The sequence below is a fragment of the Halobacillus sp. Nhm2S1 genome (assembly GCF_019599545.1).
In the GTDB taxonomy this organism is placed as follows: Bacteria; Bacillota; Bacilli; order Bacillales; family Halobacillaceae; genus Halobacillus.
Window position 1 is genome coordinate 417,898 of record NZ_JAIEZV010000003.1, and the last position, 19,837, is coordinate 437,734.

Below are 19,837 nucleotides of genomic sequence, written 5' to 3' on the forward strand. Positions count from 1 at the left end.
TCCTTTAAATACAAGAAAAAATGATGTCCTTAATATAGGAAATGAGCAGTACGACTGTACGCTCATTAAAGATGATTTACTATACTTTACCCGAGGACATTATGATTTAGAACTACTAGTGAAAACTATGCCAGATTTTTGGTAGTATTTCAACTATTTTCTTTCGTCACTGTTTGTCCTTTTTCATAAAGAACCGTTTGAATTTTCGTTGCCATAAGATCAATGGCCACGTGGTTTTGTCCACCTTCAGGGATGATAATATCCGAGTATCGTTTGGTCGGCTCTACGAACTGCAAGTGCATAGGACGTACAACATTGATATATTGCTCAATAACAGAGTCGAGTGAACGGCCTCTCTCATTAATATCTCTCATTAATCTACGGATAATTCTCACATCTGCATCTGTATCTACAAAAACTTTAATATCCATGAGATCTCGGAGACGTTCGTCTTCTAAAACAAGAATACCCTCAACGATAATTACTTCTTTCGGTTCGACATGAATGGTTTCATTTGAGCGGGTGTGCATCTTGTAATCATAGACCGGTTTTTCTACAGGTTTTTGATCAAGAAGTTGTTCTAAATGCTCAATGAGAAGATCATTATCGAAAGCTAGAGGGTGATCATAGTTTGTCTGTAACCTTTCCTCATACGGCACATCACTTTGATCCTTATAATAATAATCTTGTTCTAGCATTAGTAAAGTCTTATCTGTAAAGCGCTGGATGATCGAACGAGTCACACTCGTTTTCCCTGATCCTGATCCTCCCGCTACTCCAATCACTACTGGTTTATCACTCATGCTCCTGGGTGCTCCTTTCATCCATTCCATTCTTATCTATCATTGCTCTTAGGATTCCTTCTTTTTCGTAATAGCAACCCCATCTCCGATCGGGACGATGGTTGTATAGTAATCAGGATGTTGAACAAGCCATTCATTGAAGCTCCTGATTTTATTAGCGATTTTCGCCATTCTTGGATTTGCTTCTGAATCGTCAGCAACAAAACCTTTAAATAGTACATTGTCAGATATAATGACGCCTGTGTCGGATACCAGTGGGGAATACATATGAAAAAATTGTTCATATTTCCCTTTAGCTGCATCGATAAATAATAAATCAAACGGACCTTCATTTTCAATGGTAGATGCTACCTCTAGAGCATCTCCATGTATGACTTGAATCTGTCCCTCGGCGTTCAAATCCTTAATATTTTTCAAGGCATCCTTGTATCGTTGTTCATCACGTTCGACCGTTATTATTTGACTACCTGGACAAGCTTCCAGCATCCGTAGGGCTGAATAACCAATGGCTGTACCAATCTCCAGGATTCTTTTTGGTTGTTGGATCCTGAGAAGCTGCATAAGAAAATCAATCCCCAACGGTTCCATAATGGGGACTCGTTGTTCTTCTGCCTGGGATTCCATTTTCTTCACAGCTGTGGAGGGCTTTGAAAGCAATGACTGTAAATATTCTTCTTGATTCATTCTGTTTCACCCTTCTCATCAATTTTACACCCGATTTACAACCCCACTATTTTAACATAAAAAAAAGAAGGAATGCGAGTATCTTTTTGCATTCCTCCTAAAAACATGTTAATTAATATACTCATTTTTCAGTTCGTTATGTTCTTCCAGTGAGCTTGCGTAATGAATCTCTCCACTACTATCAGCTAAGAAATAGAAATAATCGTGATCCTTCGGTTCAGCAGCTGCCTGTAGAGCGTTCTCATTGAAGTTTGAAATCGGCCCTACCGGGAGCCCGGTTATATAATAAGTGTTGTATGGCGATTCGATTTCAAGATCTTCATACAGAACCCGGTCTTTATGCTCACCGTGGGCATAAAGGACGGTCGGATCTGTTTGAAGCTTCATATCTTTATCCAGGCGGTTCTGAAACACGCCGGATATCATTTTACGGCTTTCTGCTGTTCGAGCTTCGTTTTCCAGAAGGGATGCCATCGTGACGAGATCATGAACATTTTCAATCCCCTCAAGGTCCCCTATTTGATTCACATAAGGAAGGACAACCGCCTGAGTTTTATCCAGCATTTTCTTCACAAGCTGATCGATGGTTGGATCCTCGACATACACGTCATAGGTCGCAGCAAACAAATACCCTTCCAGTGGGTGGCGGACGTCTTCGTTTAAAATATCCTCTGTGAGTAGCTGAGGATATTCAGACATTTTTTCTTTTACATAAGATTCATCATTCACTTTTTTCATAAATTCTTCTTTTGTAAATGGTAAGTCTTCTGCGTAAACCTCTGCAATCTGCTCAAGATTACGTCCTTCAGGAACGGTCACTTTATAAACCGGTTCTTTCACAAGCTTCCCAGTTTTCAACGTCTCAATGATTTCATTTAGCGTCATGGAAGAGGTAAATTGATAATTCCCCGCTTGGAAACCTGATTCGTTCTTAAATTTTGTATAAAAACGAAAGATCAAATCGTTTTTGATGACATCATTCTCTTCAAGAATCCTTGCAATCGAAGAAGTTGAAGACCCCAAAGGTATATCGACATTGATCTGTTTATCATTCCCTGGCTCTACGGGCTCTAGAGCAGACTTCACGTAAAAGTACCCAGAAACACCGCCAATTAAAAGAGCAACGATCAAGACCGTGAGAATGATGGACACTATTTTTCTCACTGTACTCGCTTCCTCTATTCTATTTTTCAATCTTTTTTTATATTGGTTTTTAAAGTCAGAATTGGACAACGGACTTCCCCCTTTCCACCGGTTCATTATACTATAAAGTGAAAGAATCTTTCTACATATTCCCTTAATTTTCTACAAGGAGCGAGACTCTCCGGTTTTTATTATATGGGATAAACGAATGAATGTAGGTTTGAGCAAGTGCTGCATAACGAAGAATAATAAAAGCCTGCAGCGAATTGCTGCAGGCGCGGGAATCATGTTAAATCTTCATCTGTTAACGTGTTCAACATTTCTTCAACCATTTCCCATTCATCGTCAGATTCGATCTGGAAGAGTGCAAGATCATCCTCTTCGTTCCCTTTTTCTTCATAACGGAAGGCGAAGACTTCTACTTCTTCCCCATCCTTTTGTTCAGCTGGGACGACTGCAATGTAGGAATGTCCTGTTTGTTCAACATCGAATGTGAACAGAACTTCAAATAAATGTTCTTCCCCATTTTCATCCGGAATGATGATGCGCTCTTCTTTTTCTAGTGCCATATAAAACGTCCTCCTTATTGTTTCGAATCCAGATAACTTTGCAAGATCATGACAGCGGCCATTTTATCAATGACTTTTTTCCGTTTTTTCCTGCTGACATCTGCATCCAGCAGCACGCGTTCGGCTGCCATTGTTGTTAAACGTTCATCCCAAAGGTGTGTTTGGAGATGAAATTCTTCTTCTAGCCATGAGGCGAAAGTTTGACTCGCTTCTCCTCGGGGACCGACCGTACCATTCATATTCTTCGGAAACCCTACGACCGCTTCCGTCACGTTATGGTCACGTATGACTTCTCTTAGCGGCTCTTTAGCCGTATTGTAGTCCTGCTCGTCCCAACGGAGTGTGGTGAGGCCTTGGGCCGTCCAGCCCAAAGCATCCGATATGGCGATGCCAATCGTTTTTTCGCCCACATCCAACCCTATTTTTTTCATTCAATGCCCTCTTTATTCTCTTTGATGTAAGATTTAACCAGCTCTTCAATCAACTCATCACGCTCAATTTTGCGAATCAAGTTTCTGGCATCCTGATGACGAGGAATGTATGCAGGGTCGCCTGAAAGCAAATATCCGACAATCTGGTTGATCGGATTATACCCTTTCTCTTGTAATGCTCCGTAAACAGATAGTAGTACGGATTGGACATCTTGATCAAACGGTTCTTCAGAGAAGTTGAACCTCATCGTTTTATCCATTGAACTCATTACATTCACCTCGCACTTTTTAGTATTTACTCTATTATATACCTAATTCTTCTATAGGAAAAACTAGGCGTTTTGACTTGCATATTCCTTGGCATATTGTAGTGCTTCTGGAATTTTAGAAGCGTCTTTACCACCCGCTTGGGCCATGTCTGGACGGCCGCCACCGCCACCACCGCATCGGGTCGCTGCTTCTTTAATCAATTGACCTGCATGATATCCTTTTTCTACTAAGTCCTTCGATACTCCTGCAATCAATTGAACTTTATCTCCATTCGGAGCGGCAAGAAGAATCATCCCGGAGTCAAGTTTCTGTTTGAGATCATCAACCATAGTCCTGAGAGCATTCATATCTTTCACATCTACTTGCTTAGCAAGAATCTTCACTCCGTTGACTTCCTCCACTTCATCCAGAATATTGGAGGCTTCCATGTTTGATAATTTTGCACTTAGCGATTCATTTTCTTTTTGAAGTTCTTTCATTTCTTTATGAAGGACTTCAATTCGTTCTGGAACCTGATCAGGCTTGGTCTTCAGCTGCTCCCCGGCTTTTTTCAGCAATGCCTCTTTGCCATTCATATACAAATAGGCATCCTTAGCTGTGACAGCCTCTATTCTTCTGGTGCCAGCGCCAATACCGGACTCTGAAATAATCTTGAATAAGCCGATCTCAGCCGTGTTCATGACATGACAACCTCCACAGAGCTCAAGGCTGTAATCGCCGACTTGGACAACTCTGACTGTGTCGCCATATTTCTCACCGAATAAGGCCATTGCGCCTTTAGCTTTAGCTTCTTCAATGGAATTAAGCTCAATGGAGACCGGAATAGACTGCCATACTTTTTCATTGACGATGGCCTCGATTCTCTCCATTTCTTCGTTCGTTACTGAACCAAAGTGAGAAAAGTCAAAGCGCAGGCGGTCTGGAGCTACAAGAGAACCCGCTTGATTGACATGTTCGCCAAGGACATCTTTCAATGCTTGGTGCAGAAGGTGTGTCGCGGTATGGTTTTTAACAATAAAGGAACGTCCACTTTGATCGACTTCTGCTTTTACTGTGGCACCTTTTTCAATAGAACCTTGTTTAACGACCGCTTCATGCATATGCTGACCATTCGGTGCTTTTTGGACATTGGTAATCTCGATTACAGCGGAATCCGTTCTCAGAAAACCGCGATCGGCGATTTGACCGCCACTCTCGGCGTAGAAAGGAGTTTGGGATAAGAAAAGGTAAATCGTGTCGCCCTCTTCGGCATATCCACTGAACTCTTTCCCTTTGATCATTTCTACAATTTCCGTTTCCACTTGAAGTCTGTCATATCCTATGAATTCACTTTCGACATGAACGTCACCCAATACTCCATCCTGGACTTGCATGGAATCGGTCTTCTGACGAGCACTCCGTGCGCGCTCCCGCTGCTTCTGCATTTCGTTTTGGAAACCTTCTTCATCAATAGTGAAGCCTGCTTCTGCTACGTATTCTTCTGTCAGTTCTTTCGGGAAGCCATACGTATCATATAAACGGAAGACTTCCGTACCAGGGAACACATTGCTTCCTTTCTCGGTTTCCTGTTTGATGATGGTGGAAAGAATCTGTAGCCCATCATTCAATGTTTCATGGAAACGTGCTTCTTCTGTCTGAATGACGTTTTGAATGAAGGCTTCTTTTTCCTTCACTTCAGGATAGAAGTCGACCATGATTTTAGAAACTTCGGGCACTAGTTTATACATGAACGGTTTGTCAATTCCAATCTGCTTAGCAAAACGTACCGCTCTACGCAGCAGACGACGCAACACGTAACCACGTCCTTCATTGGAAGGGAGGGCTCCATCACTGACAGCAAATGTCACGGTTCTCATATGATCTGCAATCACTTTGAAGGAAGCATCTGTATCGAAGCTGTCCCCATAGTTTTTGTCAGCCATTTTTTCCGTTGCTTCAATGATTGGAAGGAATAGATCGGTCTCAAAGTTCGTTTCCGTTTCTTGAATGACGCAAACAATACGCTCAAGTCCCATTCCTGTATCAATGTTTTTCTTAGGAAGTGGTGTATAGGTATCGTCCGGGTTGTGGTTGAACTGGGAGAAAACAAGGTTCCATATTTCCAGATAGCGTTCATTTTCCCCACCTGGATATAATTCTGGATCATTCAAATCATTTCCGTATTTCTCTCCACGGTCATAAAAGATTTCTGTATTCGGGCCGCTTGGTCCCTCTCCGATATCCCAGAAATTCTCTTCGATGCGAATGATGCGCTCTTCATCCAGTCCGATTTTATCTTTCCAGATTTGGTAAGCTTCATCATCTTCCGGGTGTACAGTTACAGATAACCTTTCTGGGTCGAATCCAATCCACTGATCACTTGTAAGGAATTCCCACGCCCATTCCATGGCCTCTTGCTTGAAGTAATCTCCAATAGAAAAATTACCAAGCATCTCAAAGAAGGTATGGTGTCTGGCCGTAAATCCTACATTTTCGATATCATTCGTACGAATGGATTTTTGCGCATTGACGATGCGCGGGTTATCAGGAATGACGCGACCATCGAAATATTTTTTTAAGGTTGCCACACCACTGTTGATCCAAAGGAGTGTAGGATCTTCGTGGGGAACAAGTGATGCGCTGGGTTCAACGCTATGTCCTTTTTCTTTAAAGAAGTCAAGAAACATTTGACGGACTTCCGCTGATGTTAATGATTTCATTTTCAATAACCTCCTCAGTTTCATCGCTAGTATTAGAGACCGTTCCGGACGAAGAAGGAACAAAAAAACCCCGTCCCTGCCTTTAAATCGGCAGGGACGGGGTTTTTTCCGCGGTACCACCCTGGTTATAGACATCCACGTCTATCAGCTTGAATGCCTGTAACGTGGCATGACCCCGGCGGGAATTAACCGCACTCCGGAATAGCTTTCAACGACCATCATGCAATGCGTTTTTCAGCCTTGGAACGCATCTCTCTGCTCATGAACCAGTCGTCTACTTTTTCCTTCATTGTGTTCTTTCGTCCTTATAGTCTTTGCTAAGCGTAATTATAGATAACTGTTGTTCATCTGTCAATGTTTAACCTTCCTGTACGAATTTCCGCTGCTACTACTTTTACACAGGTCAATACAGGAACAGCTAAAATCAGCCCTGGGATGCCGGCTACTTCTCCACCGATCAGCAACGCCAATATGATGAACAAGGGGTGGATATGGATACTCCTCCCCATGATATACGGGGAAAGGAGATTACCTTCAATCAGTTGAATAATCAAAATGACAGCTAATGTAAAGAGCAGTGTATTCACACTGACGGTAAGAGCAACAATGACCGCAGGGCCTGCTCCAAGAAGAGGTCCGAAATAGGGAATAATATTCGTCAGACCAGCAACCAACCCTAAGACTAAAGGGTAAGGGAGGTCAATTAACCAGAAACCTGCAGTAGCTAAGACACCGACAAATAGACTGATCAATAGCTGCCCCCGAATATAGCCTCCCAGGGAGTGATTCAACTCTCTAACCAACCTCTTAGATTCCTCATGCCACTTAGAAGGGAGGATGGACACCAATGCCTTTCCTATACTCTTGTAGTCTTTGAGAAAATAAAACGTCATGACAGGCACAACAGCAAGGAGAACAACCATGTTAAAAATACCACTGAGGCCAGCTAGCACGGCGAGCACTCTTCCGCTCACCCACTCTTCAAAACTTGCAAAACGCGCATCCACTTCATGATGCAGTCCATCCGGCAATTTCTCAGTTTGAGCATACAGCTGTTTTGTCCAATCCTGATACGACTCTACTAAGTAAGGCAGATGCTCATTTAAAAGCTTCAATTGATCAAGCAAACGTGGAATCCCTTTATATAACCCAAAGGCTGTCAATGAAAAGAACACGACAAAAATCACAAGGATGCTGATCGTACGAGATGGACCGAGATCCTCGATTACGTGTACGAGTGGATGCAGCAAAAGAGATAATACGAGCGCAAGTAAAAACGGCAGCACCACTTTCCCTATGACGATGAGGACACCGTCATAGTAGGGGAACAACCAGGCTAACAATAAGAGAGAAAGTAGGATAATAAAAAAGATGGTGAATCTCCGCAACCATTTAGAGGAGCGATCACTCATGAATCATCAAGATCCTTGTTGATAAAATATATCATTCAAAGAACTTAAACTGCCATCTTCCTCAATTTGGTTGATATTCATTTTCCCATCTTCAATCGTTAATTCAAGGCAACAATTCCAACAATAATATTGTTCGTTGCCGATCTTCCCGAGGTTCTTATTATTACAGTTCGGACATCTCATCGGACATACTCCTTTTTTTACCAAATAGTATGTCCACGATCATGAGATTCATACATTACTTGAGTTGTTGGGTAACCCATTCGATCCCTTCATCAACAGCTTTTTCAGAAGGGTTTGTGTGCGGGGTGTGCTCGAGTATGAAATATTTATCCCTGCCTTTAGCCAGAAGCTCTATACAAGGCGTCATATCAAAAGCCGTGCCTTGTTTTCTAAAATCCGGGTGAATGGGTGTCCAAATATACCCTTCATCAGTGAACCGGACGTTATGCATATGTACGACTTTTGTAAATGGAAGAAGCGGCTCGATATATTCTCTCCACTTGTCTCTCACTGCAATCCTATAATCGCCGATATCGATACAAATACTCAGACCATATTCTTCCCAAAGTTTCATAGGAAAATCATACAAGTACTGAATGCCTGCAGGTGATTTATTTTGCCCGAGTTTTGGTTCACACACAATCGGAATGTCATACAACTCCTGTAAGTGATGTAAAAACTGCAATCCTTCCTCTATCTTTTTGTGCGTAAACTCCGCCTCACCTTTAAAGTAAGGAAAATGAACAAGGACATAGGAAGCCCCTGATCGAGACGCTTCTTGCACTTCCTTTACAAACAACTCCCTTGCGTGGGTGGGTTCCATTTTCACTTCTTCTAGTAGGTCATACTTGCTGTTTTCTCTGAAGTGAGGAACATGAATACCAAAACTCACCTTGTTCTCTCTGGCTAAACTCAAAAAGGAGAGATAGGAATCTCTGTCCCCAAACTCTCCTATTTCAACATGAGGCAATCCTTTATTAAACAGCTCTGGAAGCCGATCACGATTTGACAAGATGGTACTTCCAGACATCCCAATAGAATGAGCCAAAACGTTCCCTCCTACATAAAATCATATGGTGACAACTGTTCTTCCTCTTCTGATGTGTCCACTTCAGGGGCTGTTTCTTCCTGTAGTTTCTCTTTCAATCTGGTATATCTCGTATTCGTATCGGTCGTTCCCACGCCGTCAAGAAAAGCCGCCGGGTCACCGCAAATGATAAGAGACTGTTTGGATCTTGTAATAGCCGTATAGATTAGATTCTTTCTCAACATTCTTCGATAGCTTCTTACGATTGGTAGAATAACGATGGAAAACTCACTGCCCTGAGATTTATGGATCGATGTACAATAGGCGTGCATGATGCTGTTTAAGTCTTTTTTTGGATAGACGACTTCTTTTCCTTCAAAATCAACGACTACCTGCTCAACGCCGTCGACATTTTCTTCCGCACGGAAAATCGCTACGATCTCACCGATATCTCCATTGTAAACACCATCCTCGGGCTGATTCACCAATTGGATGACCTTATCCCCTTTTCGATAAATAACATCGAAGTGTCTCAAATCCCGTTTTTGCTTACTTTTCGGATTAACCGTCTGCTGGATGCTTTCATTCAACTTATGAATCCCTACATCTGTACGGTACATCGGCGCAAGTACTTGGATATCTTTCAATTCATTCCCCTTGTCCAACGCTTTTTGAACAATGTTGGTGACGAGATCACTTAACTGGTGTTCTCTTGCTGGGATAAAGTTAAAATCATGATCCTTTTCAAGGGAGGCAGAAGTACAAGCATCCTTTTTTATTTCATGAGCCAGCTGGATGATTTTCGAACCTTCCTTTTGACGATAGACTTCTGTCAACTTCACAGAAGGAAGCGTTCCAGAAGCCAAGAGGTCAGCAAGCACTTGTCCAGGTCCTACAGATGGCAATTGGTCTTCATCTCCCACAAGCAAGACCTGCATATCATCAGGTATGGCACGGAACAACTGATTAGCGAGCCAGATATCGACCATCGAAAATTCATCGATGATTAACAAGCTTCCTTCTAGTGGATTGTTCTGGTTGCGTTCAAAGGAATCATGTCCATCCCAACCAAGCAAACGGTGGATCGTGCTTGCCGGCAGCCCTGTCGATTCGGTCATCCTTTTAGCCGCTCTCCCTGTAGGTGCCGCAAGGACGAATGGAAAAGGTTTATCACTATCATAATCTTCCGGATGGATTGAAAAATCGTTCAATTCTGCATACGTATGAATGATTCCTTTGATGACTGTTGTTTTCCCCGTGCCCGGTCCACCTGTTAGAATCATCAACTTGGAATGAAGGGCTTTTTCAATGGCTGCGAACTGATCTTCTCCATAACTCATCGCTTCCTCTTCTTCCAGGTCTCCAATAATTTTCATCAAGTCTGCTTGTGTATGCGTTACATCGACCTCTTTTTCTTGAATACGATCTACATGACTGCAAAAGCCATTTTCGGCAAAATATAGAGTGGGCAGGTAGATCCGTTCCTCTTCAATATACACAAATCGTTCTTCACCGAGGTGGATCATTTGCTCAGATAGCTGTTCGAAAGTAATAGCAGGCTCGGAACCCTGATTTAACAGCTGTTCAACCTGAACAAGACACTCTTCTGTCGGCAGATAGACATGTCCAGCACTCATGCTTTTTTGCATCATATACAAGCATGCTGCCCGAATCCTTGTCGGATGATCATGCGAAAGGTTCTGCATCTTTGCCATTTCATCCGCTCTATGAAAACCGAATCCATCTACATGGAAGACAAGTTGGTACGGATCCTCTTCAATAATGGCCATCGTTTGATCTTTAAAGGCTTCGTAAATTTTTTGCGCCAGCTTCAAGCCAAATCCATATTGGGATAAGTGGATCATGACATGCTCGAACCCTTGATGCTCTTTCAAAGCCGCATACAATTGATCTGCTTTCTCTTTAGGCAGCTTTGGAACAGCATCCAATACATCTCGGTTTTCCAATATTCGTGATATCGCTTGTTCTCCTAACTCATCAACGATCCGTTCGGCCGTCTTCTTTCCGATGCCGTGAAAAAGGTCACTAGACAAGTAGAGGATGATTCCATCTTTCGTTTCCGGAAGGACACGATTGTACATGTCTACTTCATACTGCAGACCGAATTTTTTATGGTTTTGAAATTCCCCATAAAACATATAGGTTTCGCCTTCCTCCAAAGGAGAAAAATGTCCCTTAATTACGAGGGACTTTTCCTCGAAAGCTTCATTCGTTTCCTTCACATGAATGGAAGCAATCGAAAAATGCTCGGATTCATTGTGAAAAATCATCCGACTCAGTTCCCCTTTGACGTATGGCCGTTCTTCATTCGATTCTTGAAAGAGCGATTGTTGAGTCATGACCATCGAACTCCTCTACTCGTTTAAAGCTTGCTCCACTTGCCCTTTGGCGTGAGCTGCCAGCATATGCTCCGGATTGATTTCTAATGCCTTAGAAAAGTGCTCCAGGGCTTTTTGGGCGTTCTCCTGATGGAGAGCTACCACACCAAGGTTGTAATGCGCATCACTATGTTGTTCTTCTAATTGTAGCACATGGTTCATCACTTGTTCAGCTTGATCAATCTGTCCATTTTGAGCCAGGCACAGGCCATATTGGAATTGGACATCAACATCTTCCGGGGCAAGTTCGGATGCTCTCAAAAGATAAGGTAAAGCAAGCTTCACATATTCTTGATGAATAAATGTCATACCTAACATAAAGTGAACATCTGCTTCATCCAATCCTTGCTGAATCGCCTGGATGAACTGTTCCTGCGCCCTCGTATACTTTTCCTGCTCATAATAAACATTTCCCAAACCATAGTAGGCCGTTGCGGCCGTATCATCCAATTCGATGGCCCGATGAAAGAAGCGTGCTGCTCTTTCATGGTCATTCATATGTGTCAGCAAATTACCGAAATTGATATACCCGACAGGCTCTTTTGGGTTCTCATCAATGGCCTCCGTAAATAGCTTCGCTGCCTCCTCATAATTATGGTTTTGCATCTGTTCAATTCCTTGCTTCAGTTTATCCATTCTCAAAATTCTCCTTTCCATATTCTCCTCGATCGACACTCTCATACCATCTACTACATTTCTAACAGCGTTTCTTTGCTTATTCCTCTCGTATGGAAAGTCGACATGCCGATATACTCATAAAAAAGTCATGTCCAAAAGATACGGACATGACTTTTTCATTCTATCCTACATAAGTGATCGCTTCATCCTGTTTGAGCACGACATCGATTGTCGCCCCGCCGAGGCAAACTTCTCCATCATAAAAGACAACCGCCTGTCCTGGAGTAATAGCACGTTCTGGTTCGTCAAACATGACTTTCCACGTTCCATCCTCCATAGGGTAGACCGTCACTCCACTATCTTCTTGTCGGTAACGGAATTTAGCGGTACATTTGAAGGACTCAGTCGGAACGTCTCCTTTTGTCCAACTCGCTTCAGAAGCGATGAGACCGTCAGAATACAGAGCATCATGATGGAAGCCCTGTCCCACGTAGAGAATGTTATCCTTCACATTCTTACCTACGACAAACCATGGGTCTCCAGCGCCTCCAATCCCTAATCCTTGACGCTGACCTAAGGTGTAGTACATCAACCCGTCATGCTTCCCTTTCACTTCACCATCAAGTGTTTCCATATTCCCCGGTTGTGCAGGTAAATACTCACTTAGGAATTCCTTGAAATTACGCTCCCCGATAAAGCAAATTCCTGTAGAATCTTTCTTCTTCGCTGTAGCAAGACCATGTTCTTCCGCAATGGCACGCACTTCTTTTTTCTCAAGATGACCTAGTGGAAACATAACTTTAGCAAGTACTTCCTGTGATAGTTGATTCAAGAAGTAGGTTTGATCTTTGTTATGATCGACTCCACGAAGCATTTCGTACGTGCCGTCATTTTCACGAACCTGCGCATAGTGGCCCGTCGCCAAGTAGTCTGCGCCAAGGGACATCGCGTGGTCCATGAAGGCTTTGAACTTGATTTCTTTGTTACACATGACATCAGGGTTTGGTGTTCGGCCTTTTTTGTACTCATCAAGGAAATACGTAAACACTTTATCCCAATACTGTTTCTCGAAATTTACTGCGAAATAAGGGATATCCAACTGGTTGCAGACCCGGATGACGTCTTCATAATCTTCCGTAGCAGTACAAACACCATTTTCATCGGTATCATCCCAGTTTTTCATAAATATACCTACGACATCATAGCCTTGTTCTTTCAAAAGAAGAGCTGCGACAGATGAATCCACCCCGCCACTCATACCAACAACTACGCGTGTATCTTTAGGATCTTTCATTCCTTTCACCTTCCTTTATCAAGCCAGCCGTTTAATAATTTGGCTGACTCTCCTTGCTGCTTCTGTTATATCTTCTTCATTATTTGCGAGTCCAAAACTGAACCGTATCGAATTTGTCGTTTTTGGATGGTCGGAACCAAACATTGCTGAAAGAACGTGTGAAGGCTCTACAGACCCTGCCGTACAAGCACTTCCACTGGAGGCAGCGATGCCGGATAAATCAAAATTGGTAAGCAGAGTTTCCACGTTCATTCCAGGAAAACTGATGTTTACAATGGATTCTATCGTTTTTTCATGGGACCCATTCACTTCAAATGAAATATTCTCGTCCTCCAAGGTTTGAAGAAAGAGCTGCTTATAATGAAGGTATTTTTCTTTATATGTCGAACGCTCAGCTTCCATAATTTCAACAGCTGTCTTCAGCCCTTGAACGGCTGGAATGTTTTCTGTACCTGCTCGTCTTTTTCTCTCCTGTTCTCCCCCATATTGGAGAGATTCCATCACTGTGCCTTCACGGATATACAAAAAGCCTATGCCTTTGGGGCCATTAATCTTATGACCGGAAACCGCCATTAAATCGACTCCCAGTTGTGAAACATCCACATTCATCAGACCGTAGGCCTGGACGATATCAGAATGAAAATAAGCCTGGTGTTCCTTTAACAAAGCGGCTATTTCTTCAATCGGCTGAATCGCTCCCGTTTCATTATTAACCATCATGATGGACACAAGAATGGTATCCTCACGAAGGGCAGCCTTTACATCATCCACTTCTACGATTCCACCAGCATTTACAGGTAAATAAGTCACTTCAAAATCATTAGACTCCAAGTATTCGACTGCATGTAATGTAGCATGATGTTCAATTGAAGTGGTAATGATATGCTTACCCTTGGAACGATTGGCTCTTGCCGTACCAATGATTGCTAGATTATCCGCTTCTGTACCACCGCTTGTAAAAACAATTTCTTTTTCGTTCGCACCAAGGCCATGTGCAATTCTACCACGCCCTTCATCCAGGATCCGACGGGCTTTCCTCCCAAACTGATGAACACTTGACGGATTACCATATACATCTTTGTAAACAGGCATCATTTCTTCAATCACTTTGGGATGGACAGGTGAAGTCGCTGCATGGTCCAAATAAATTGATTTCATCTTTCCACCTCCAACCATTATATATAAAACATATAAGCATCCTGAGTCTGATCATCGACATGATCTTTCAAGTCTTCAAGAGTCGTGGTATCAAGGACATCTTTCACCGCATCTCTGACTCTCTTCCACAACGCTTGCTTGGCAGGCTCTTCATTTTCAATACCTTCAACAGGGGTGATCGGTCCTTCTAATACACGGATCACATCTCCTGCTGTAATCTCATGAGGAGCTTTTGTCAGCATGTAGCCTCCATAGGCACCCCGCACACTTTTCACTAGACTTGCATTTCGCAATGGAGCAATCAGTTGCTCCAGGTAATGTTCAGACAAATCATTGTCCCTGGCAATCTGTTTCAAGGAAATAGGCCCGTCTCCATACTTCCTTGCCAGTTCAATCATGATGGTTAGCCCGTAACGGCCTTTGGTAGATATCTTCATACATGTCACCCTTCATTATTAAAAACTGTAGCCATGTTTTGGCCTGAGGTAAGGTATATCCAACGAATGTACCTAGAAACAGAGCAATAAATACTGTCCCTGCTCCTACAGGGCCTCCAAGGGCAAAGCCTAAAACGGCTACGATGATTTCAATTCCATTTCTAACACTCGACACTTTCCATCCTGTTGCCTTTGTAATCAATAACATGAGACTATCTCGCGGTCCTGCTCCAATTTCAGGTGCAACATACACACCAATTCCCAGAGCAATGACAAACGTTCCTGATATAAAAATAAACAATTGCATAATCAATGTTTCAGGTTCTGGCAATAGCCAATTAAAGAAATCAATAAAAACACCGATGAGGACCATATTTAAGATTGTCCCAACCTGCGGCCACCTCTTTTGTAAAACCGAACTCGTTAGAACAATCAGCAATCCTGCGATAATCGACCAGGTTCCTACGGTGAGCCCAAGTTTTAGGAACAGCCCATAATGAAACACATCCCATGGTCCAATTCCAAACTCTTTCACCTGCATCGTCATTGAAATACCGAGGCCCAGGATGACTAAACCAATAAAGAAAAAGCTCCAGCGAATGAAGTTTTCGCGGTTTTTCCTTTGTAAATAAGTCATGGCCATCTTCCTCTCTCTATTATACCAAACGCTATTATAGCATGAATGGCAAGTCCCTTGCATTTTCCTAAGAATCATTCTACGCTTACATTCATAACTGTCAAAAGGAGAATGTTCTATGAGTCAGCAACCACTTGCTTTTCGATTGCGACCAGCTAATATAGATGAAATCATCGGACAGTCCCACCTCGTCGGCGAAGGAAAAACCATCAACCGTATGATCAAGGCTGAACGCTTGGCATCGATGATTTTATTCGGACCACCAGGTACAGGCAAAACTTCGATGGCGACGGCCCTTGCCAAAAGTCTGAATATCCCTCATAAGACACTGAATGCGGTCACAGATAAGAAGAAAGACATGGAAATTGCCGTTGAAGAAGCAAAAATGCACGGGCAGCTTGTGTTAATCCTTGATGAAGTCCACCGCCTGGATAAAGCAAAGCAGGACTTCCTTCTTCCTCACCTGGAAAGCAACCGTTTGACCATGATTGGTTGTACAACAAGTAATCCCTACCATTCCATCAATCCCGCGATTCGAAGCCGCTGTCATTTGTTTGAGCTATTTCGATTAGAGAGCTATCACGTCAAACAGGCCATTTCCAGAGCGTTGGAAGATCAGGAAAAGGGACTTGGTCACATGAACATCGAAATCACGGATGAGGCTCTTGATCATTTTGCTCAATCTTCCAATGGCGATCTGCGCGCCGCTTTGAATGGGTTGGAACTAGCCGCTTTTTCTACACCTGCTGATGAAAATGGGCGTGTAGAGATCAACTTAGAGGTTGCCGAAGAATGTATGCAGAAGAAAAGTTTCTCACATGATAAAGATGGAGATGCTCACTATGATGTCCTCTCAGCATTTCAAAAATCAATTCGTGGCAGTGATGTCGACGCTTCCCTTCATTATTTGGGCCGATTAATCGAAGCTGGGGACCTTGATAGTATCGCTAGAAGATTAGTAGTCATTGCATACGAAGATATTGGTCTAGCCAACCCTCAAGCAGGCCCTAGAGCCCTGTCCGCGGTGGAAGCAGCAGAAAGAATCGGATTTCCTGAAGCACGCATCCCATTAGCGGTGGCTGTGACGGAACTCGCTCTCTCGCCGAAATCCAACAGTGCGTACAAAGCACTTGATGCTGCTCTGTCTGATATAAGGAATGGAAAAAGCGGAGAAGTTCCTCAACATCTGAAAGACTCTCATTACAAAGGAGCAGAAAAACTAGGAAGAGGTCTGGATTACAAGTATCCTCATAATTATGATAATGCATGGGTGGACCAGCAATACCTTCCTGACCTCATACGTACACGGCAATACTATGAACCGAAACGGACGGGTAAATTCGAACAAGCCCTTGAACAGGTTTATAGCAAAATCAAAAAGCAAAAGTCTACTTGAGTATATTTCCACATCTTCTTGGCTACACTACTACTAAATCTGACAAACTATTATCTTTAAAGATAAAATTAGGAGTGGTGAATATGCCTAAAGTAAGACAAGATGCCTGGTCTCATGAAGATGATCTTTTATTAGCTGAAACCGTTCTGAGACATATAAGGGAAGGAAGCACACAATTGAAAGCTTTTGATGAAGTCGGTGATATTTTGAACCGTACTTCAGCTGCCTGCGGCTTTAGATGGAATGCAGAAGTCCGGCAAAAATATGAGCAGGCCGTTGAGCTTGCGAAGAAGCAGCGAAAAGAGAAGAAAAGGAAAGAAGCGAAGCAGCAACCCGTCTATCAAAGACCTCAGGCTCCTGTTGTGTATCAAGCAGAAATACAAGAAGAAGACTACCTACTACCAGAGCCCGCTACTTCGGAAATCCATGAGGAGAAACAGACTCATCAGGAGCTTGGTTTAGAAGACGTGATTGCATTCTTGACAAACCTTAAGCAAGAAAGCAAACAATCGGGGTCTCTTCAAAACCGTCTCTCAGAACTAGAGCGTCAGAATAAAGAATTATTTGAACAGAATCAACAATTAAATGGACAGCTCGAAGCTATGACTGAAGATTATCAAGCCTTAATTCAAATTATGGACCGTGCTAGAAAAATGGTCATGTTTGATGATTCTGAGCATGCTTACAAACCTCAATTTCGTATGGAGAAAAACGGTAATCTTGAAAACCTTGCGCGCTAATATAAAAAAGCGTTTCCCTTGAAGGGAAACGCTTTTTTTTATGTATTGAGTCTTATTTAATATAGGAATTAAAAAGACCAATCCCAATTGTGCCGTCGTATCATGAGTTTTGAACCCGCTCTAGGCAGGTGGGTGCCCTGTTCCACATTTCTTGCGTCCTCCCATCAGTGATGGTTATGAGGCATGCATTCCATGTGAAAACACCAGGCTCCCGTTTCAAAAATGTTCGGTCAAAACGTACATTCGAACAACGTACACATCAGGATTGGTCTCTTTAATTTTGTAATGTAATCTTAGCATATAACGAAAACAGAATCAACAATTAACCGACAACATTATTTATCTGAGTCAGACTGACTAGATGCTTTTAACTGTAGGTGCAGTTCATCCAACTGTGATTCACTAACAGGTCCAGGAGCGTTTGTCATTGGATCTTGAGCTGATGCTGTTTTCGGGAACAAGATCGTGTCACGCAAGTTCGTCCGGCCGGCTAAAAGCATGACGAGCCTGTCCAGGCCAAAGGCAATTCCGCCATGTGGCGGGGTACCATATTCTAGGGCTTCAAGAAGGAAACCAAACTGTTCATTCGCTTCTTCCTGGGTGAAGCCAAGCACTTCGAACATTTCCTGCTGCATATCTTTTTCGAAGATACGCAACGAACCTCCACCAAGTTCATAACCATTGAGGACGATGTCGTAGGCTTCTGCACGGACGTCTTTTGGATTCTTCTTGAGCTCTTCCATATGACCCCCTGCAGGCATCGTGAACGGGTGATGGGCTGCATGATATCGACCTTCATCTTCATCGTACTCAAATAGCGGCCAGTCTGTTACCCAAAGGAAGTTAAACATGGTCTCATCAATCAGGTCTAAACGACGAGCAAGCTTTTGCCTTAAAGCTCCTAAACTGTCATGAACAACGGAGGTCTGATCTGCTACAAAGAGAAGAAGGTCTCCGTCTTTCGCAACCATCTTTTCTTTTATCGATGCCGCTTCTTCTCCAGAGAAGAATTTGGCAATCGGCCCGTTGAATTCCCCGTCTTTTACTTTCAGCCATGCCAATCCTTTAGCTCCATAAACTTTGACATCCTCCGTCATTTTATCGATGTCTTTACGGGAGAATTCGGCTGCCTTCCCTTCCACATTGATGGCACTCACTTGCCCGCCGGAAGCAACGGCACCACTAAAGACTTTAAAACCGGAATCCTTCACATCTTCGGAAAGATTCACCAATTCAAGGCCGAAACGGGTATCAGGCTTGTCAGATCCGTATCGTTCCATCGCTTCATCATATGGCATACGTAGGAAAGGTGTTTCAATTTCCTGTCCTTTGACTTCTTTCATGACGCGTTTCATCATACGTTCTGTCATCGCCATGATCTCTTCTTTCGACATGAAGGACGTTTCAACATCGACTTGTGTAAACTCAGGCTGTCGGTCTGCTCTCAAGTCTTCATCACGGAAGCAACGCACAATTTGGTAATACTTCTCAAACCCTGACATCATCAACAACTGTTTAAATAGCTGCGGAGATTGAGGCAATGCATAGAATTCACCTTCATGAACACGGCTTGGGACGAGATAGTCACGGGCTCCTTCAGGTGTGCTCTTCGTCAGCATCGGTGTTTCCATATCCAGAAATTCTTCTTCATTCAAGAAATTACGAATCGACTGGGTCGTTTGGTGACGCATTTTGAACGTCTCCTGCATTTCTTTTCTTCTCAAATCCAGATAACGGTACTTAAGACGAAGATCTTCGGATACCTCCGATTGATCTTCTATCATAAACGGTGGTGTCTTTGCTTTGTTAAGAATCGTCAACTCTTTTGCAGCTACTTCAATCTCTCCTGTACCCAGGTTGTTATTTACGGTTTGGTCGTCACGGGCAACTACGGTCCCTTTCACCTCAAGGACATATTCGCTGCGGACATTCTCAGCCTTTTCTAACGCTTCTCCGGAAGTCTCTGGATTGAAAACAACCTGTACTAAGCCTGAACGATCTCTCAAATCGATAAAAATCAAACCACCTAGATCACGGCGTTTTTGTACCCATCCTTTAAGAGTGACTTCTTGTTCCAGATGGTCTCTGCGTAAAGATCCACATTTCGTTCTTTCCAT

At 43.0% G+C, this 19,837-nt stretch carries 19 protein-coding genes and 1 other RNA gene; 2 read left to right on the forward strand and 18 right to left on the reverse strand.

Features of this window, described 5'->3' with window-relative positions:
- Positions 1-149: 149 nt before the first annotated feature.
- From udk to K2225_RS14090, 16 genes are all read right to left on the reverse strand, one after another.
- Positions 150-803: a uridine kinase gene (udk, locus tag K2225_RS14015; protein ID WP_146812771.1), complete on the reverse strand. Its 654-nt coding sequence runs from the start codon at positions 801-803 to the stop codon at positions 150-152.
- Positions 804-851: 48 nt separating this feature from the next.
- Entirely contained in the window at positions 852-1,487 is a 636-nt protein-coding gene (locus K2225_RS14020) for an O-methyltransferase (RefSeq protein WP_220585302.1), read from the reverse strand.
- Between the two features lie 108 nt (positions 1,488-1,595).
- Positions 1,596-2,720, reverse strand: coding sequence for an endolytic transglycosylase MltG (gene mltG / locus K2225_RS14025; protein ID WP_220585303.1), 1,125 nt, complete (start codon positions 2,718-2,720; stop codon positions 1,596-1,598).
- Between the two features lie 194 nt (positions 2,721-2,914).
- A complete protein-coding gene (locus K2225_RS14030; RefSeq protein ID WP_089652614.1) occupies positions 2,915-3,199 on the reverse strand; it encodes a DUF1292 domain-containing protein in 285 nt (94 codons plus the stop codon).
- Positions 3,200-3,213: 14 nt separating this feature from the next.
- Complete coding sequence (ruvX, locus tag K2225_RS14035; RefSeq protein ID WP_220585304.1) at positions 3,214-3,630, reverse strand: Holliday junction resolvase RuvX; 417 nt, start codon at positions 3,628-3,630, stop codon at positions 3,214-3,216.
- On the reverse strand, positions 3,627-3,899 hold the full coding sequence (locus K2225_RS14040; protein ID WP_115822523.1) for an IreB family regulatory phosphoprotein: 273 nt from the start codon (positions 3,897-3,899) through the stop codon (positions 3,627-3,629). Before K2225_RS14040 ends, ruvX begins: the two co-directional genes overlap by 4 nt.
- A gap of 63 nt (positions 3,900-3,962) precedes the next feature.
- Entirely contained in the window at positions 3,963-6,599 is a 2,637-nt protein-coding gene (alaS, locus tag K2225_RS14045) for an alanine--tRNA ligase (protein WP_220585305.1), read from the reverse strand.
- A 344-nt stretch (positions 6,600-6,943) separates the two neighbouring features.
- Positions 6,944-8,011: an AI-2E family transporter gene (locus K2225_RS14050; RefSeq protein WP_220585306.1), complete on the reverse strand. Its 1,068-nt coding sequence runs from the start codon at positions 8,009-8,011 to the stop codon at positions 6,944-6,946.
- A gap of 6 nt (positions 8,012-8,017) precedes the next feature.
- Entirely contained in the window at positions 8,018-8,194 is a 177-nt protein-coding gene (locus K2225_RS14055; protein ID WP_089652618.1) for a hypothetical protein, read from the reverse strand.
- A gap of 55 nt (positions 8,195-8,249) precedes the next feature.
- The gene (locus K2225_RS14060; protein ID WP_220585307.1) at positions 8,250-9,062 is read right to left on the reverse strand and encodes a TIM barrel protein; all 813 of its coding nucleotides are present in this window, start codon (positions 9,060-9,062) and stop codon (positions 8,250-8,252) included.
- An 11-nt stretch (positions 9,063-9,073) separates the two neighbouring features.
- Positions 9,074-11,401 (reverse strand): SF1B family DNA helicase RecD2, encoded by a 2,328-nt coding sequence (gene recD2 / locus K2225_RS14065; RefSeq protein ID WP_220585308.1) that lies wholly within the window; start codon positions 11,399-11,401, stop codon positions 9,074-9,076.
- A gap of 15 nt (positions 11,402-11,416) precedes the next feature.
- Positions 11,417-12,076, reverse strand: a complete 660-nt coding sequence (locus tag K2225_RS14070; protein WP_220585309.1) for a tetratricopeptide repeat protein — start codon at positions 12,074-12,076, stop codon at positions 11,417-11,419.
- A gap of 163 nt (positions 12,077-12,239) precedes the next feature.
- Positions 12,240-13,352 carry a tRNA 2-thiouridine(34) synthase MnmA gene (gene mnmA, locus K2225_RS14075; protein WP_146812761.1) on the reverse strand — a complete coding sequence of 371 codons (1,113 nt, stop codon included), beginning with the start codon at positions 13,350-13,352 and terminating at the stop codon, positions 12,240-12,242.
- An 18-nt stretch (positions 13,353-13,370) separates the two neighbouring features.
- On the reverse strand, positions 13,371-14,510 hold the full coding sequence (locus tag K2225_RS14080) for a cysteine desulfurase family protein (protein ID WP_220585310.1): 1,140 nt from the start codon (positions 14,508-14,510) through the stop codon (positions 13,371-13,373).
- Positions 14,511-14,527: 17 nt separating this feature from the next.
- A complete protein-coding gene (gene cymR / locus K2225_RS14085) occupies positions 14,528-14,947 on the reverse strand; it encodes a cysteine metabolism transcriptional regulator CymR (RefSeq protein WP_146812759.1) in 420 nt (139 codons plus the stop codon).
- A complete protein-coding gene (locus K2225_RS14090) occupies positions 14,901-15,584 on the reverse strand; it encodes a YczE/YyaS/YitT family protein (RefSeq protein WP_220585311.1) in 684 nt (227 codons plus the stop codon). Before K2225_RS14090 ends, cymR begins: the two co-directional genes overlap by 47 nt.
- Positions 15,585-15,702: 118 nt before the next feature.
- On the opposite strand from K2225_RS14090, the gene K2225_RS14095 reads away from it, so the two are divergent.
- Positions 15,703-16,980 (forward strand): replication-associated recombination protein A, encoded by a 1,278-nt coding sequence (locus tag K2225_RS14095; protein ID WP_220585312.1) that lies wholly within the window; start codon positions 15,703-15,705, stop codon positions 16,978-16,980.
- 83 nt (positions 16,981-17,063) lie between these two features.
- Entirely contained in the window at positions 17,064-17,720 is a 657-nt protein-coding gene (locus K2225_RS14100; protein ID WP_220585313.1) for an RsfA family transcriptional regulator, read from the forward strand.
- A gap of 76 nt (positions 17,721-17,796) precedes the next feature.
- Here K2225_RS14100 and ssrS read toward each other — a convergent pair.
- Together ssrS and aspS are read right to left on the reverse strand one after the other, a co-directional pair.
- Positions 17,797-17,989: non-coding RNA, 6S RNA (gene ssrS, locus K2225_RS14105), on the reverse strand.
- 66 nt (positions 17,990-18,055) lie between these two features.
- On the reverse strand, positions 18,056-19,837 hold the full coding sequence (gene aspS / locus K2225_RS14110; protein ID WP_220585314.1) for an aspartate--tRNA ligase: 1,782 nt from the start codon (positions 19,835-19,837) through the stop codon (positions 18,056-18,058).